Annotated in this window: 14 protein-coding genes and 1 pseudogene; 8 read left to right on the forward strand and 7 right to left on the reverse strand. The window is 66.6% G+C overall.

Annotated elements, in window-relative coordinates; genetic code table 11:
* Positions 1-2 precede the first annotated feature (2 nt).
* The 3 genes from MKK88_RS25160 to MKK88_RS25170 all read right to left on the reverse strand — a co-directional run bounded on the left by MKK88_RS25160 (position 3) and on the right by MKK88_RS25170 (position 2,564).
* On the reverse strand, positions 3-998 hold the full coding sequence (locus tag MKK88_RS25160) for an HD domain-containing phosphohydrolase (RefSeq protein ID WP_313902345.1): 996 nt from the start codon (positions 996-998) through the stop codon (positions 3-5).
* A 187-nt stretch (positions 999-1,185) separates the two neighbouring features.
* The gene (locus tag MKK88_RS25165; protein ID WP_244004635.1) at positions 1,186-1,335 is read right to left on the reverse strand and encodes a hypothetical protein; all 150 of its coding nucleotides are present in this window, start codon (positions 1,333-1,335) and stop codon (positions 1,186-1,188) included.
* Positions 1,336-1,871: 536 nt separating this feature from the next.
* Positions 1,872-2,564: a GntR family transcriptional regulator gene (locus MKK88_RS25170; protein ID WP_244004637.1), complete on the reverse strand. Its 693-nt coding sequence runs from the start codon at positions 2,562-2,564 to the stop codon at positions 1,872-1,874.
* 473 nt (positions 2,565-3,037) lie between these two features.
* On the opposite strand from MKK88_RS25170, the gene oxlT reads away from it, so the two are divergent.
* Together oxlT and MKK88_RS25180 are read left to right on the forward strand one after the other, a co-directional pair.
* A complete protein-coding gene (gene oxlT, locus MKK88_RS25175) occupies positions 3,038-4,315 on the forward strand; it encodes an oxalate/formate MFS antiporter (RefSeq protein WP_244004639.1) in 1,278 nt (425 codons plus the stop codon).
* Positions 4,316-4,403: 88 nt separating this feature from the next.
* Positions 4,404-5,066, forward strand: coding sequence for a class II aldolase/adducin family protein (locus tag MKK88_RS25180; protein WP_244004641.1), 663 nt, complete (start codon positions 4,404-4,406; stop codon positions 5,064-5,066).
* An 18-nt stretch (positions 5,067-5,084) separates the two neighbouring features.
* On the opposite strand, the gene MKK88_RS25185 is transcribed toward MKK88_RS25180, so the two are convergent.
* Positions 5,085-6,017: a methionyl-tRNA formyltransferase gene (locus tag MKK88_RS25185; RefSeq protein WP_244004643.1), complete on the reverse strand. Its 933-nt coding sequence runs from the start codon at positions 6,015-6,017 to the stop codon at positions 5,085-5,087.
* A 138-nt stretch (positions 6,018-6,155) separates the two neighbouring features.
* Positions 6,156-7,433, reverse strand: coding sequence for a formyl-CoA transferase (gene frc, locus MKK88_RS25190; protein WP_244004644.1), 1,278 nt, complete (start codon positions 7,431-7,433; stop codon positions 6,156-6,158).
* A 446-nt stretch (positions 7,434-7,879) separates the two neighbouring features.
* Here frc and MKK88_RS25195 point away from each other — a divergent pair, with 446 nt between their 5' ends.
* Positions 7,880-8,164, forward strand: coding sequence for a hypothetical protein (locus MKK88_RS25195; protein ID WP_244004646.1), 285 nt, complete (start codon positions 7,880-7,882; stop codon positions 8,162-8,164).
* Between the two features lie 279 nt (positions 8,165-8,443).
* Here the strand turns inward: MKK88_RS25195 and MKK88_RS25200 are convergent, their stop codons facing one another.
* Positions 8,444-9,145, reverse strand: a complete 702-nt coding sequence (locus MKK88_RS25200) for a hypothetical protein (RefSeq protein WP_244004648.1) — start codon at positions 9,143-9,145, stop codon at positions 8,444-8,446.
* A 442-nt stretch (positions 9,146-9,587) separates the two neighbouring features.
* Here MKK88_RS25200 and MKK88_RS25205 point away from each other — a divergent pair, with 442 nt between their 5' ends.
* The 3 genes from MKK88_RS25205 to MKK88_RS25215 are packed head-to-tail and all read left to right on the forward strand — an operon-like array spanning position 9,588 to position 12,981.
* On the forward strand, positions 9,588-11,471 hold the full coding sequence (locus tag MKK88_RS25205) for an MHYT domain-containing protein (RefSeq protein WP_244004650.1): 1,884 nt from the start codon (positions 9,588-9,590) through the stop codon (positions 11,469-11,471).
* Complete coding sequence (locus tag MKK88_RS25210; RefSeq protein WP_244004652.1) at positions 11,468-11,920, forward strand: response regulator; 453 nt, start codon at positions 11,468-11,470, stop codon at positions 11,918-11,920. The genes MKK88_RS25205 and MKK88_RS25210 overlap by 4 nt, the downstream gene beginning before the upstream one ends.
* Positions 11,917-12,981 carry a sensor histidine kinase gene (locus tag MKK88_RS25215; protein ID WP_244004654.1) on the forward strand — a complete coding sequence of 355 codons (1,065 nt, stop codon included), beginning with the start codon at positions 11,917-11,919 and terminating at the stop codon, positions 12,979-12,981. The genes MKK88_RS25210 and MKK88_RS25215 overlap by 4 nt, the downstream gene beginning before the upstream one ends.
* An 8-nt stretch (positions 12,982-12,989) precedes the next feature.
* On the opposite strand, the gene MKK88_RS25220 is transcribed toward MKK88_RS25215, so the two are convergent.
* Positions 12,990-13,553 (reverse strand): TetR/AcrR family transcriptional regulator, encoded by a 564-nt coding sequence (locus MKK88_RS25220; protein ID WP_244004656.1) that lies wholly within the window; start codon positions 13,551-13,553, stop codon positions 12,990-12,992.
* Positions 13,554-13,649: 96 nt separating this feature from the next.
* On the opposite strand from MKK88_RS25220, the gene MKK88_RS25225 reads away from it, so the two are divergent.
* Both MKK88_RS25225 and MKK88_RS25230 read left to right on the forward strand, forming a co-directional pair.
* Positions 13,650-14,750, forward strand: a complete 1,101-nt coding sequence (locus MKK88_RS25225; RefSeq protein WP_244004658.1) for an efflux RND transporter periplasmic adaptor subunit — start codon at positions 13,650-13,652, stop codon at positions 14,748-14,750.
* Positions 14,750-14,943 (forward strand): annotated as a pseudogene (locus tag MKK88_RS25230) (efflux transporter periplasmic adaptor subunit); the annotation flags it as partial. The gene MKK88_RS25225 and the pseudogene MKK88_RS25230, both read left to right, overlap by 1 nt.

Genomic DNA, 14,943 nt, shown 5'->3' on the forward strand with positions numbered 1-14,943 from the left:
GATCAGGCCGACAGGGTCTCGTTTCCCAGCATGACCGGTGTGAACGCGCGCAGGAGATCCCGGTCGAGGTGCCCCTCCGCCTCGACCATGATCGACAGCGCCTCGGCACCGCTGGCGGGCTGCCGATAGGTCCGACGCTCCGTCAAGGCCGAGAACACGTCGCAGATGCTGATGATTCGTACGAGATCGCTGATCGCGGAGCCGGCGAGCCGGTCCGGATAGCCCCGGCCATCGAGGCGCTCGTGGTGGTGGCGAACGACATCGATGATGGCAGGCTCGAACTCCCCCTGGGCGGTCAACAAGGAAGCGCCGATATCGGGATGGCGCTGCATCAGGCGAAATTCCTCGGGGGTGAGCGGACCGGGCTTATTGAGAATGTCGACCGGGATGCGAGACTTGCCGATATCGTGCAGCAGGGCGGCACGCACGAGGCGACCAAGATCGCTGCGGCTTAGGCCGATCGTCGCGCCGAAGGTGGCCGCATGGCCGGCGACGCCGAGCGTGTGCTGATAGACCCCGATATCGTGGCGCCAGACCGCCTCCAGCCAGGCGCCGATGCCGACCTCCGAGACCGCATCGAGCACCAGCTCGGTCCCGCGGTCGATGTCGCTTTGCCGGAGTCCCGCACCCAGGGCGGCGCTATCGAACAGGTCGGCGACGATCGCGGTGGCCCCGGAGACATGCTCGATGAGGCGGCGCTTGCGCGCCTCCACCGAACGCGCCGCGTCTTCGATCATCGCGAAGGCATTCGCCAACACGACTTGCCGCGGCGCCGTTGCGGGGATCTGGCGGACATGGGCCCCCGTGAAGGGGGCCGGGCCGCCGCGGGCGAGGATCAGGCACGGCACCGGCCGCGCCGACGCCCCGGCGACCAGATTGACCGCCGCGGCCCGGTCCGGCGGGGCGTCCACGATGACGAGATGGGGCCGTATGGATGGCAGGACCGCGCCGGGCTCAACGGCTTTGCAATCCATCACCAGCGCGATGGCCCGTTCCAAAGCCGAGCGTTCCGCCGGCCGATCGGAGATCAGCAGGACGAAGGGCGGACCTGCGTTTCGCGTTGCAGCGCCGGGGGCTAACACGATTGCACCCTCGCCCATTAGATCAACTGTGCGTTGACCCTAACGGGAAGTTACGAGGAAAGTGTAAACCCTACGCAATCTCCGCGACGCAAGCAAACCGAACTCAGGCGAGCTTGGCGGCCCCAACATTTCTGGTCGAACCGATCGAGCGATCGGTATCGGCCGCGGGGCTCAGAAAATCAGCAAACTTGACCGTGAGAACAGCCTGGCAGGCCGCAAACGCGACGAAGATCAGTGCGAAGCTGGCGATCATGGGGCACTCCGGGTCAGCGCGAAGCCGTATGTTGCGATGCGATAAATGCCATGCCGCTCCGCAAACTGGTATGCCAGATACGGAATATCGCACATGTTCCCCATGCATGAATGGCACGCGACCGGCGTAGGACCCATCCCGGACAGGCGTCCATATGCAACCAGCGATGGCGAAAGCGGATAATGGACGTCAGCCCGCAATGCTGCGCTGCAGCCAAGCGTCCTCCGAGGACGAGCGTGATCCGAAGATCGCCCCCGCAATCAACTCGTCAGCCGATAACCGTCCAGCGGATGGGCCTGAATTCAGCGAACGAGATCGCGGCTTGCGAAAAAGCGCCGCGGGCTTTCGCCAGAGACGACAGGTTCGCGGCAGCTGATTGACAGCTTGGCGCGGTGCTTCGTCGATCCACGAGGGACGACCAGTCGACGGTTGCCGCGATCAGGAGCAAGACAGATTGCGTCCGCAGCGGAGTCGCAATCGTTATTCCGCCCGGTTCGACCCTGTCGCGACCTCAGTGTTCCGACATTATGCAGCGATCAATCGAGATAATCGCCGTAGGTGTCGACATGCTGGGCAAGGCCGAGCCCATGTTCGCGCACCAGGCGCTCGGCGAGATCGGCGTCGCGCGCCTCCAGGGCCGCGATGATGGCCACATGCTCGCGTATCGAGTGCTCGGCCCGGTCGCCCTGGCGCAGAGCCGTGCTGCGGATCCCGCGGACATGCATCAGCAGGTTGCTGGTCAGATCCGCGATCGCTTCGCAGTGACCCAATGCGATGATCCGCTGGTGAAAGCGGATATTGGCGTCCGAGTACTCGTCAATGTGCTCAGACGGCTGCCCCTCATAGAACTCGGGAAACGCTTCACGCAGGGATCGCAGCTGCGCGTCGGTGGCGCGCGTGGAGGCGAGCCGCGCCGCCATGCTTTCCAGCGCCGTCCAGGCGTGGATCATGCTGACGATCTCACGCTTGTTCTTCTTGATGACGAAGACCCCGCGCCGCGCCTCGGATCGGACGAATCCCTCTTGCTCGAGAACCGTCAAGGCCTCGCGCACCGGCGTGCGGCTGACGCCGAGATCCTGCGAAAGCTTGCGCTCATCGAGCCTCACCTCATCCGGACGCCCGTAGATATCCATGTTGGTGATGGCCGTCTTCAGCGCCTCGTACGCCAAGGTCCGGAGACTTGAACTGGCAACGATCGGCTTGACGCTCAGCGGTTCGGAGTTCGACATCCCGGGTCCGGCGGCTCACACACATGATGTACCGCACGCATTCTCAGTCGTGCGCTTATAAGCGGACTACCCCAAACCTTAGCGAGATCCTAGTCGACAGCGAACAGGTCCCACAGAACTGTGACGAGAACGTGTGACCGTGCGCGCGATCGGGTGCGACGCCCGGATGCGAGCGGCTGCGTGCATCACGTCCAACGCATCCTGGTTAATCCGAACCCGCGAACATGTATTTTTCTGCAGGTTCGATTGACACCCGATCGCAATATAAGCACCATCCTTCTGGCATACCGTCGACCAAATCAATCGACGGTGTGATGCAACGAGTTGCTTCGTCGCGGAAGACCTCGTTTGATCAGCGTTCAAGAATTTTTTGAAGTACGACCGTCGTTTTGTTCTGCCACATCAGGTTCGGGCAGTGCATACGGTTCGCTGAAGACAAGCTCCAAAAATATAATCTGCCAGGAGGGAAGCGTATGTCCGAGATCCGCAAACCCGTGGGGAGCGGCCGATGGCTGCAACTCGCCTTCGGCGTCGTCTGCATGTGCATGATCGCCAACATGCAGTACGGCTGGACCTTCTTCGTGAACCCCATGCAGGAGCGTCATGGCTGGGACCGGGCGGCGATCCAGGTGGCGTTCACGCTGTTCGTAGTCACCGAAACCTGGCTGGTGCCGATCGAGGGCTGGTTCGTCGATAAATACGGCCCGCGCATCGTCACCCTGTTCGGCGGCCTGCTCTGCGGCATCGCCTGGGTGATGAACTCCTACGCCGAGTCGCTCACGATGCTCTACGTCGCCGCTGCGATCGGTGGCACAGGCGCGGGCGCGGTCTACGGCACCTGCGTGGGCAACTCGCTGAAGTGGTTCCCGGACCGCCGCGGCCTTGCCGCCGGCATCACCGCAATGGGTTTCGGCGCGGGCTCGGCGCTGACCGTCGTGCCGATCCAGGCGATGATCAAGTCGCAGGGCTACGAGGCGGCGTTCTTCTACTTCGGCATCGGGCAGGGCGTCATCGTGATGCTGATCGCCCTGTTCCTGCGCTCCCCCGCCAAGGGCCAGGTGCCTGTGGTCGCCCGGGTCAGCCAGTCGAAGCGTGACTACAAGCCGGCCGAGATGGTTCGCACCCCGATCTTCTGGGTGATGTACGCGATGTTCGTCATGATGGCCGCAGGCGGCCTGATGGCGACGGCACAGCTCGGCCCGATCGCCAAGGACTTCAAGATCGCCGACGTGCCGGTCTCGCTGCTCGGCATCACCTTGCCGGCGCTGACCTTCGCGGCGACCCTCGACCGGGTGCTCAACGGCGTGACGCGGCCATTTTTCGGCTGGGTCTCCGACCATATCGGTCGCGAGAACACGATGTTCATCTCGTTCGCCATCGAAGGCCTCGGGATCTACGCCCTGAGCCAGCTCGGCCACAACCCGATCGCGTTCGTGCTGCTGACCGGCCTCGTGTTCTTCGCTTGGGGCGAGATCTACTCCCTGTTCCCGGCGACCTGCGGTGACACGTTCGGCTCGAAATACGCGGCCACGAATGCAGGCCTGCTCTACACCGCCAAGGGGACGGCGGCGCTGATCGTGCCCTACACCAGCGTGCTGACCACGATGACCGGTAGCTGGCACACGGTGTTCCTCGCGGCCGCGGGGCTCAACATCCTGGCGGCCCTGCTGGCCCTCTTCGTCCTGAAGCCGATGCGCGCGGCCTACACCAAGAAACCCGAAGCGAGCCTCGCTCCGGTGCTCGCCCAGTAACGCAGATCGCACGCCCGAAACGAGCCCGGCGCTTTACGGCGCCGGGCTTTTGCGCATACCCGGAGCCCGCATCTTCCGGAGACCGTGCATGGACAGGGACGAGCGCAACGCGCGGACGAGCGTCGTGGCGGCGGCGCAGGAGCTCGACGCGCAGGGCCTGAACCGGGGCACCTCGGGCAACGTCTCGGTGCGGTTTCGCGACGGGCTGCTGATCACGCCCTCGGGCCTGCCGACGGCCCGGATGCGGCCCGAGGATGTCGTACCCCTGGGGCTCGACGGCACGCACCCGCCGGATCAGAAGCCCTCATCGGAATGGCGCTTCCACCGGGACATCCTCGCATCCCGTTCGGATTGCGGCGCGGTCGTCCATGCGCACCCGGTCTACTGCACGGCGTTCGCGCTGTGCCGCAAGGAGATCCCCGCGGTCCACTACATGATCGCGGCCTTCGGCGGCCCGACCGTGCGCTGCGCGCCCTACGCGCCCTACGGCACCGCCGAGCTGTCGGAGCTTGCGCTGGCGGCGCTCGCCGATCGCAGCGTCTGCCTCCTGGCCAATCACGGCATGATCGCCGCCGGAGCGAGCCTGGAGAAGGCCCTCTGGCTCGCCGTCGAGCTGGAAACGCTCTGCCACCAATACGCGGTGGCTCTCCAAGTGGGCACGCCGGCTCTTCTGTCCGATCACGAGATCGGCGCTACGGTGGAGCGCTTCCGCGGATACGGTTTGAACGCCTCCGATCCCGAGTCCCGGTGAGGCCGGCGGGCCCGATCGTCAGCGGCCCAGCACCTGTCCCACCGCAAGCCCGGTCTCCCGGGCGTAGTCGGCGGCTGCGATCTTCTTGCCGCCCTCCGGCTTGACCTTCCTGATCTCGATCTGGCCGCCCTGCGCGCAGACGCTGAAACCCTCGTCGTCGATCGCGATCACCTCGCCGGGCTTGCCCTTCACGTCGCTGAGGCGCCGGACCGGATGCAGGCAGGAATCGAAGATCTGCAGCTTCCGCCCGTCCCGGGTCGTCCAGGCACCGGGGGCGGGGTTCGCCGCACGGATCAGGTTGTAGATCTGCTCCGCATGGGCCGACCAGCGGATCTCGGCCTCCGCGGCGCGGAACCAGCCCTCGTAGGTCGCGGCATCCTCGTCCTGATCGATCTCGACATGCTGACCGGCGACAACGCGGTCGGCCGCCTCCAGCATCGCATCGACGCCCATCGGGAAAAGGTTGTCGAAGTAGACCTCGCCCAGGGTTGCGTTCGCACCGATCAGGCAGGTCTTCTGAAGGATCACCGGTCCCTCATCCAGGCCGTCGGTCGGCCGGAAGATCGTGAGCCCGGTCTGAAGGTCGCCTCGCGCGATCGGCCAGTTGATCGAGGAGGGCCCGCGGTACCGCGGCAGCAGGCTCGGGTGATACTGGATCGTGCCGTGCTTCGGGATCGTGACGAAGCTCTGCGGCGCGAATTGCAGAACGTACGCCATGATGCCGATATCGGCGTCGAGGCTGCGCATGGCCTCTTCGGCCTCCGGGCTCTTCAGGCTCGGAAATTGGAAGACCGGCAGCCCCTTCTCCTCGGCCGCCGTCTTCAGGACGTCCGGCTTCGCGCCCGGCTTCTCCGGCGCGCAGAACACGCCCGCCACCGTGTCGCCTCGCTTGAGGAACGCCTCCAGGACGGCCTTGCCGAAATCCTGCTGACCGATGAAGGCGATGCGCATGCGATCTCCAGAACCTATCCCGCCCGTATCGGGCGCAGGGCAGGGGAACAGCGGCATGCCAAGGCCCGTTCCCTGGGCATCGACAGTACCGCCGATCTCGTCGATTATCGGCGGGCGGCGTACCGCCCGCCCGTCAGCTCACTCGGCCGCGATCTTCTGGATCGCCCCGATCGCCCCCGAATTGGCGATCTCGCCGACTTCGGTCTCGGAATAGCCGAGCAGGCTGCGCAGGATCTCCTCCGTGTGCTCGCCGAGCAGCGGCGACCGCTCCACCTCGCTCGGGCTCGCCGAGAGCTTGATGGGGTTTCCGACGGTCAGGTACTTGCCGCGCGTCGGATGATCGACCTCCACGATGGTGCCGGTCTTCCGCAGGGCCTCGTCCTCGGCGATTTCCTTCATCGACAGGATCGGGCCGCACGGGATGTCATGCTTGTTGAGCGTGTCCATCGCCTCGAACTTCGACACCTTCATGGTCCACGCCTCGATGCGCGTGAAGATCTCGTTCAGGTGCGGCAGACGGGCCTTCGGGGTCGCGTAGTTCGGATCGGTCTTCCAATCGGGCTCGCCGATGATGTCGCAGATCGGCTCCCACACCGCGGCCTGGGTGATGACGTAGATGTAGGCGTTGGGATCCTGCTCCCAGCCCTTGCAGCGCAGGATACGCCCCGGCTGGCCGCCGCCGGAATCGTTGCCGGCCCGCGGCGTCGCCTCGCCGAACGGGATGCCCTCGCCGAACTGGCTGTACTCCTTCAGCGGTCCGTGCTGCAGGCGCTGCTGGTCGCGCAGCTTCACCCGGCACAGGTTCAGCACGCCATCCTGCATGGCGCAGTCAACCTTCTGGCCGAGGCCGCTATGGGTGCGGTGGAAGAGGGCGGTGACGATGCCCAGGGCGAGGTGCAGCCCGGTGCCGGAATCGCCGATCTGCGCCCCGGTCACCATGGGGATGCCATCGCGGAATCCGGTCGTGGAGGCCGAGCCGCCCGCGCATTGCGCGACGTTCTCGTAAACCTTGCAATCCTCGTAGCGGCCGGGCCCGAAACCCTTGACCGAGGCCAGGATCATCCGCGGGTTGGCCTCGTGGATCTTCTCCCAGGTCAGGCCCATCCGGGCGAGCGCGCCGGGGGCGAAGTTCTCGACGAGGACGTCGCATTCCTTGATGAGGCGCCAAAGCACCTCTTTACCCTTCGGGTTCTTCGAATCGAGCGTGATCGATCGCTTGTTGTGGTTCAGCATCGTGAAATAGAGGCTGTCCACGTCCGGAATGTCTTGAAGTTGCTGGCGCGTGGCATCGCCGACGCCAGGCCGCTCGACCTTGATCACGTCTGCGCCGAACCACGCGAGGAGCTGCGTGCAGGTCGGGCCGGATTGAACGTGGGTGAAATCCAGGATGCGGACGCCTTCGAGGGCCTTGGTCATGATCGGTCTCGGAGCTGGGGACAGTCGTCGGGGGTGCGGAGGTTGGCTCAGGCCGACCGGGCAAGGGGCAGGCGGGCAGCCTCGATCCGCAGGGCGCGGCGCGGGCTCACGGGGCAGCCAGGCCCCATCCTCGAACGAATCATGACTACACGTCCTCCCAGTGCGCGGCCCCGTCGTCTTGCGAAACCGTCGTGCGGATCCCGATCGGAACCCGATCGTCTGTATACCACATGCCATTCGCGAGACGCGAGACCCCAATTGGTGCGTGGTGCGCGGGTGAGTTACGCACCGTAAGCTGTGACGACAAACGGCTCAACGCGCGGCCGTTGATGAATCGCCGGGGCGCGGCCGATGCCCCTTGGCATCTCTCCGAATGCGGTCCATGATTTCGCCAAAATCGGACGCCGACCGGCTCCGGAAGACGCGACGCTGCAGGAGGGACGCCCATGCTTGCCAGCACCAGCCTGATCAAATCGTCCTGGATCGCGGTGGATGTCGCTCGCGACCGGGCTGAGCGTGTCCTCGTGGTCGAGACCTATATCGCGGTCAGTCCGCTGGAGCCCAATTTCGACGCCGCGCAATACGAGCGCGTCCTGTGTTGCGTACAGAAGGTGCTCAAGGCCCATCCGGAGATCGACCGCGCATCGATCCTGAGCATGCATCGCGGCTCCGGTTGCACGGCGCTGTTCCGCGAGCCGCCGGCAAGCGTGGATCGGCCGGCGGCTGCTTAGGGCCTTTTCGGCCGGCGCGCACGAGGGTGGAATGCGCGGCCCTCTCGGAGTGGTGGGCTAGCCACGCGGACTCGAGATGCGCGCGCCCCTTCCCCCGCGCCTGCAGCCCAGGGACACTGCGACCCGGGACCTAGTGCAAAGAATCGCGCAGCGTCGATCTGAACCGACCCGTACCGCATCCAGGATCCGGTCCAGCTTCAATCAATCTCTCCGGAGAAGGCGCCCACCCTGAGCCTGCGTGCTGGCCCGATACCGTCAAGGGACGGAGTCGCGCATCCTTCAGGTCGCATCCTCGGACGAATCGCTCGGAGCGTCCGGCGGCGTCAGTGCCACGCGCGCCGCATGGAACCACCACAGCGGGATGTCGCGATTGGCGTGGGCCAACTCCGAGGCCCAGCCCTCCTTCGGCATGACGTCGGCGCGGTCGGCGAAGAGGCGCAGAGCGCTCTCGGCCCGCTCCCTCCGGCAGCGCTCGCGGATCGCGTCCCGCTCCGCCGCGGCCCGCGCCTCATTCTGCTCGATGAGGCGGCGCGTCGCCAGATCGTCCGCGTCGAACGCGAAGTGCTGCCAGAATGTCTCGGCCTCCCGCGCCACGTCCCGCTCGCGCTGCATCCGCACCAGCGCGGCTTCGGCGGCCTCCCTCATGGCCTCGGCCGCCTCGGCGCGACTGAGCAACCGGTTGTTGGCCTCCAGCAATTCCCTCTCGCGATCCGGCGCCATCCGCTGACGCCGGAGCACGCGCAACTCCTCGTCCGCAGCCGCCCGCTCCGACACGTCCGCAAGCATGGGGGCGAGGGGGCCTGCCGCCAGGGCATCGACACGCCGCAGATAACGCGCACGCAGGCCCGGATGATCGACATCGAGGGCCGTGTCGTCCCACGCTGGAAGGTTGGGCTGCGCATCGCGATCGCACCCGTACAGGGCGCGCGCCAGGGCAATGCGCAGATCGTCCGGAAACGGCGCCGTGGCGGGTTCGGTCATGGACCTGCATTCGGAATGGGTGAGCGACGCAGCCTACAACGCGATGGAGCGCTGGAAGAGGCCGTCACAGGCCGGAGGGCGTAAATTTTTCCTCGCTGCGTCATTGTTCCGTGAGCGAACCGTCAGACGCAGCGTCGATCCGGCCGCGCCGCCGTATTTGTATGAAACTGCGCACTTTTGCGGAGCCGCTTACTGCATGAGTGCTGCCTGAACAGGTCTTGAGGATGACGATTCAGCGTGAACAGAGACGAAGTCCGTTCTTTCGACGCGGGCACCATATCCTTCGGCGGCCCGGAATCAGGATATGTGGCGTCGTGGCTCCAAGCGCTGACAAGGCCCGCGCTTTTCAATCCCCAGTGGAGCACGCGACGTCCGAACTTGTGGCGCGCGCAGCCGCTGCGGGTTACATCGACGCTTGCACCCGCGCCGCGTCGACGCACCCATGATCCATACGGGCTATAATCCGGCGCTCGTCGCCCTTTCGATCGGCCTGGCGGTCTTCGCTTCCTATACGGCCCTCGACCTCGGCGCACGCATCCGCCGGCCTTCACCCGGACCCCGCTGGCCGTGGATTTTGGGAGCGGCCCTGGCGATGGGCGGCGGCATCTGGTCGATGCACTTCGTCGGCATGCTGGCCTTCGACATGGGCATGGCCGCCGCCTACGATGCCGGCCTGACAGTGCTGTCGCTCCTCATTGCCGTCACGGTGACGGGACTGGCCTTCATTTGGGTCGCTTACAGGGGCGAGGGCGCGGCGACGATCCTGGTCGCGGGACCGCTCATGGGGCTTGGCGTCGCCGCGATGCACTATACGGGCATGGCGGCGCTGCAGATCCCAGGCGATCTTGCCTACGATCCGGTGTTCGTCGCGGCCTCGGTCGCGATCGCGGTCAGCGCAGCGACCGCTGCCCTGTGGCTCGCGTTCCGGAATCACGGCGTGGGCCGGAAGCTGATGGCTGCCGGAATCATGGGGCTCGCCGTCGCCGGGATGCATTACACCGGCATGGCGGCGGCGACCGTCACGGCTGAGGCGGAAGGCGCTCCCCACGCCCATGTCGCCATGCTGGCGCCGGGGCAGCAGAACCTCGCGCTCTACGTGGCGGGGGCGACCTTCTTCATCCTGTTCCTGGCGATGCTGGGCTCGTCCCTCGATCAGCAGCGAATCCAGCGCGACCTCGAAGCCAGCGAGGCCCGGTTCCGGGGCGCGGTGCAGGCGGTCCGCGGCGTGCTCTGGACCAACGATGCGACCGGCCGGATGATCGGCGAGCAGCCGGGCTGGAGCGCGATGACCGGGCAGTCGCGCGACGAATACGAAGGCTATGGCTGGGCCAAGGTGGTCCATCCGGAGGATGCCCAGGCGACGGTGGAGGCCTGGAACGAGACCGTTCGGGCCCGCAGCACGTTCGTTCACGAGCATCGCGTGCGCACGGTCGACGGGACGTGGCGCCATTTCGCGATCCGCGCCATCCCGGTTCTGAACGAGACGGGCGGCATCCGCGAATGGGTCGGCGTGCACACCGACATCACCGAGCAGCGGGAGGCCGAGGCCGAACTGCGGGAATCCAACGAGGAGATCCAGCGCTACGCCTACATCGTCAGCCACGATCTGCGTGCGCCGCTGGTCAACGTCATGGGCTTCACCAGCGAGTTGGAGGCGACGCGGCTCGACATGCGGGCGGCGCTCGCCGGGCACCCGCAGGCGGAGCGGATCGACGCGGATTTCGATGAGGCCCTCGGCTTCATCAAGGCCGCCGTGAACCGCATGGAGGGCCTGATCGCCGCGATCCTGAAGCTGTCCCGGGAGGGCCGGCGACAATTCCGGCCGGAACGCCTCGACATGACGGCACTGCTCCAGAGCCTCGCGGATGCACACCGGCACCAGGCCGAGGCGGCCCGGGCGGTTGTGACGATCGCACCGGACCTACCCTCAATCGTTGCCGACCGGCTCGCCATCGAGCAGATCTTCGGCAACCTGCTGGACAACGCCATCAAGTATCTCGATCCATCCCGGCCCGGGCAGATCGTGGTCACAGCCCAATGCGCCGGATCACGGGGCATCTGCTTCTCGGTCGCCGACAACGGCCGCGGCATCGCCGAACGGGATCACGCCCGCGTCTTCGAGCTTTTCCGACGCTCCGGGACGCAGGATCGACCAGGTGAGGGCATCGGCCTCGCCCATGTGAAGGCGCTCGTTCGGGGCTTCGGCGGCCGGATCGAGGTCCGTTCGCAACTTGGCGCGGGCACGACCTTCAACGTGACCTTGCCGCGCGGCGCGTCTACAGCGAGCGCCGAGGATCCTGAATTGACACCCCGCGTTGCCGCATGAGCGTGGAGCGACCCGTGCATCCGGTCAGCATCGTGATGATCGAGGACGACGAGGGGCATGCGCGTTTGATCGAGCGCAACATCCGTCGCGCCGGCGTCAATAATGAGATCCTGGCGTTCCGGGACGGCACCTCGGCACTCACCTACCTGCTCGGGCCGGACGGGTCCGGCGAGGCGAGCGCCCGGCGCCATCTCCTCGTTCTGCTCGATCTCAACTTGCCCGATATGACGGGCCTCGACATCCTCGAGAAGGTCAAGGCGAACCCGCATACCCGTCGCTCACCGGTGGTGGTGCTGACCACGACCGATGACAGCCGCGAGATCCAGCGCTGCTACGATCTCGGTGCCAACGTCTACATCACGAAACCCGTCAACTACGACGGCTTCGCCAACGCGATCCGCCAGCTGGGGCTGTTCTTCTCGGTGATGGAGGTTCCCCAGAACCCATGACCGCGGAGCACGCCGGCGGGGACGGCACCGCTGCGGCGGCCCGGATACTCTACATTGACGACGATCCGGGGCTCAGCCGTCTGGTCCGACGCTCGCTGGAAGCGCGCGGCTATGCGGTGGAGCTGTGCGCCAGCGGCGCCGACGGGCTGCTCCGCTTAGGGCGGGGCGGGATCGACGCCGTGGCCCTCGATCATCACATGCCGGGACAGACCGGCCTCGATCTGCTGCCGGAGATCCGGGCGCTGCCGCACGCGCCGCCGGTGATCTACGTGACAGGGTCGGAGGATTCGCGTGTCGCGGTCGCCGCCCTCAAGGCGGGTGCGGTCGATTACGTCTGGAAGGACGTGCAGGGCCAGTTCCGCGAACTGCTCTGCGAGGCGGTCGACACTGCGCTCCGGCAGGAGGCTTTGCGGCGCGACAAGGAACGGGCTGAGGCCGAGATGCGCGAGGCCCGTGACCGGGCCGAGCTGATGCTGCGCGAGGTCAATCACCGCGTGGCCAATTCGCTCGCCCTGGTGGCCGCCCTGGCGCATATGCAGCGCAATGCCGTCACCGACCCCGCCGCCAAGGCGGCACTCGACGAGATGCAGGCACGCATCTCGGCCATCGCGGGCATCCACCGCCGGCTTTACACTTCGGACGATGTCGAGTCCGTGGCGCTGGACGCCTATCTCGGCAGCCTGATCGAGGAGTTGCAGGCCGCCATGCGGGCGAGCGGGCGGGACCACGCGATTCATCTGCGCGCCGAGCCGGTTCATCTCTCCCCCGACAAGGCGGTTTCCGTCGGTGTCGTGGTGACCGAACTCGTCACCAACGCCTACAAGTACGCCTATCCGCCGGGTACGTCCGGCGAGATCCGGGTCGCGGTGGATCGGGACGGCACCGACTCGATCCGCCTCGCGGTCGAGGATGACGGAATCGGCTGGACCGGCGAGGGGGAGATCCGCGGCACCGGCCTCGGATCGCGCATCGTGCGCGCCATGGCGACGAACCTGCGCTCAGCCCTCTCCTACGCCCCAGGCGGAAAGGGCACCCGCGCCATTCTAGCGTTCCGGGCGTAAGGCCCGGCTCAGGCGCCCGAGCGGTCCGCCATGCGATCCAGGGCGGCCAGCATCGGTTGAAGCTCCGCTTCGCCGAGTTGGTGGAAGCCCAGCGCCCGTCCGATGAAGAGCCCCAGAATCGCGAAGAACAGCACGGAGCCCTCGCCCGGACAGGTCTCCGCGATCCGACCGACACGATCGAGCTGATCTGCCACGAAGGCCCGGTAATCCCTCAGCGCCTCCGACGAGTCGAGGGACGCCAGGAGCAGCGTACGGGAGGATTCGTCGTCCTCGCAATAATGCGCGCGGACATGCGCGACCATCGCCTTCGGAAGCTGTGAAGGGCCGGGCGGAACGGCGGCCTCGCAGGCCGCGATCTCCTCCCGAAGACGGGTGAGTTCCCGGGCGACCAGGGCGGCGATCAGCGCATCCTTCGACGCGTAGTGGTGGAGCACGCCCCCCTTACTGAGGCCCGCCTTGGCGGCAACGGCATCGATGGTCAGCGCCCGCGCACCCCCCTTCAGCAGAACCGCCGCCGCGGCTTCGAGGATGATCTCGGGCCGGTCCGCCAGCCTCTTGCGCTTGCCCTGCATCCGACACCTATTTAAAAACCGACTGGACGGTATGTAGCGAGAGCGGTATGAACGCGCTACGGCGTTTTCAGGAGCCCGGCCAGGGTGGTCGATCGCATGACTATATCCCAGAACTGCGCTGCATTCCGGCTTCTTCTCGTAATAAGTGCGTTCGGCGCGATCGGGTGCGCTCATGCGGCGCCTGAGGCCACCGACGACCCGTCAGTGGCGCGGGTCAGGATCGTCGAGGCCCGCCGGACGCCGATCGCCTCCGAGGCCGTGCTGACCGGGGACATCCAGCCCCAGGCGCAGGTCAACGTCGCGTTTCGAACGAACGGCAAGGTCGCTGAGCGGCGCGTCGAGGTCGGCGATCACGTCGAAGCCGATCAGGTGCTCGCCGTGGTCGAACCGCTGACCCAGCAGGCGAATCTCGACAATGCCAGGGCTGCCCTTGCCTCGGCGGAGGCGCTGCAGACCCAGGCGAAAATGGCGTTCGAGCGGCAGAAGCAGCTTCTGGCAGGCGGCTTCACGACGCGATCCACCTACGACAACGCCGAGCAGGAGCTGCGCACGACCCAGGCCGCTGTGGATTCGGCGCGGGCGGCCCTCGGCACCGCGCAGGAGCAGTTTTCGTATACGGAGCTGCGCGCCGGCGTCGCCGGGATCGTGACCAGCCGCAGTTTCGAGGTCGGTCAGGTGGTCCAGTCGGGCCAGACCGTCCTGGTCCTCGCGCAGGACGGCCCGCGGGACGCTGTGTTCAACGTCTACGAATCGCTCCTGGCGCAACCGCCGGCCGACGGCTCGATCGCGGTGGCGCTCCAATCCGATCCCACCGTGACGGCGACCGGGACGGTGCGCGAGGTCTCGCCGACCGTCGACGCCAAGAGCGGAACGGTCCGGGTCAAGATCGGCCTTCAGACGACGCCGCCCGCCATGGGGCTCGGCGCCGTTGTGGTCGGGCGCGGTCGGTTCGCCCCGCGGGAATCGGTCGTGCTGCCCTGGTCGGCGCTCTACCGCTACGATGGTCATCCCTCGGTCTGGATCTTCGACCCGGCCACGCGGAAGGTCTCGATCCGCGCCGTCGAGATCGACCGCTTCGGGCCGGACATCATCGCGCTGAAGCGCGGGGTCGAGCCGGGCGAGCGCGTGGTGGTCGCCGGCATCCAGTTCCTCCGGCCGGGCCAGACAGTGGCCGCCGCCGAGATCGCAGGCCACTGATGAGCGCGCGCCTCCCCCTCGTCCTCATGGGTATCGCCCTGCTGGGCGGCTGCACTGATCGCGGCGACAGGGCCGAGGTCGAGACCCCCGTCCGGCCCGTCCTGACTCAGGTCGCCGAGCCGAGCGACACAATCACCCTCGGCCCCTTCGCGGGGACGATCGAGCCCCGCTATCAGGCTCAGCTCGGCTTCCA

Origin of the sequence: Methylobacterium sp. E-005, assembly GCF_022829725.1 — a bacterium.
GTDB lineage: Bacteria > Pseudomonadota > Alphaproteobacteria > Rhizobiales > Beijerinckiaceae > Methylobacterium.

Coding starts and splice junctions, on each gene's coding strand:
- MKK88_RS25165 (WP_244004635.1), bottom strand. CDS start 1,335: ATGATCGCCAGCTTCGCACTGATCTTCGTCGCGTTTGCGGCCTGCCAG.
- MKK88_RS25170 (WP_244004637.1), bottom strand. CDS start 2,564: ATGTCGAACTCCGAACCGCTGAGCGTCAAGCCGATCGTTGCCAGTTCA.
- oxlT (WP_244004639.1), top strand. CDS start 3,038: ATGTCCGAGATCCGCAAACCCGTGGGGAGCGGCCGATGGCTGCAACTC.
- MKK88_RS25180 (WP_244004641.1), top strand. CDS start 4,404: ATGGACAGGGACGAGCGCAACGCGCGGACGAGCGTCGTGGCGGCGGCG.
- MKK88_RS25185 (WP_244004643.1), bottom strand. CDS start 6,017: ATGCGCATCGCCTTCATCGGTCAGCAGGATTTCGGCAAGGCCGTCCTG.
- frc (WP_244004644.1), bottom strand. CDS start 7,433: ATGACCAAGGCCCTCGAAGGCGTCCGCATCCTGGATTTCACCCACGTT.
- MKK88_RS25195 (WP_244004646.1), top strand. CDS start 7,880: ATGCTTGCCAGCACCAGCCTGATCAAATCGTCCTGGATCGCGGTGGAT.
- MKK88_RS25200 (WP_244004648.1), bottom strand. CDS start 9,145: ATGACCGAACCCGCCACGGCGCCGTTTCCGGACGATCTGCGCATTGCC.
- MKK88_RS25205 (WP_244004650.1), top strand. CDS start 9,588: ATGATCCATACGGGCTATAATCCGGCGCTCGTCGCCCTTTCGATCGGC.
- MKK88_RS25210 (WP_244004652.1), top strand. CDS start 11,468: ATGAGCGTGGAGCGACCCGTGCATCCGGTCAGCATCGTGATGATCGAG.
- MKK88_RS25215 (WP_244004654.1), top strand. CDS start 11,917: ATGACCGCGGAGCACGCCGGCGGGGACGGCACCGCTGCGGCGGCCCGG.
- MKK88_RS25220 (WP_244004656.1), bottom strand. CDS start 13,553: ATGCAGGGCAAGCGCAAGAGGCTGGCGGACCGGCCCGAGATCATCCTC.
- MKK88_RS25225 (WP_244004658.1), top strand. CDS start 13,650: ATGACTATATCCCAGAACTGCGCTGCATTCCGGCTTCTTCTCGTAATA.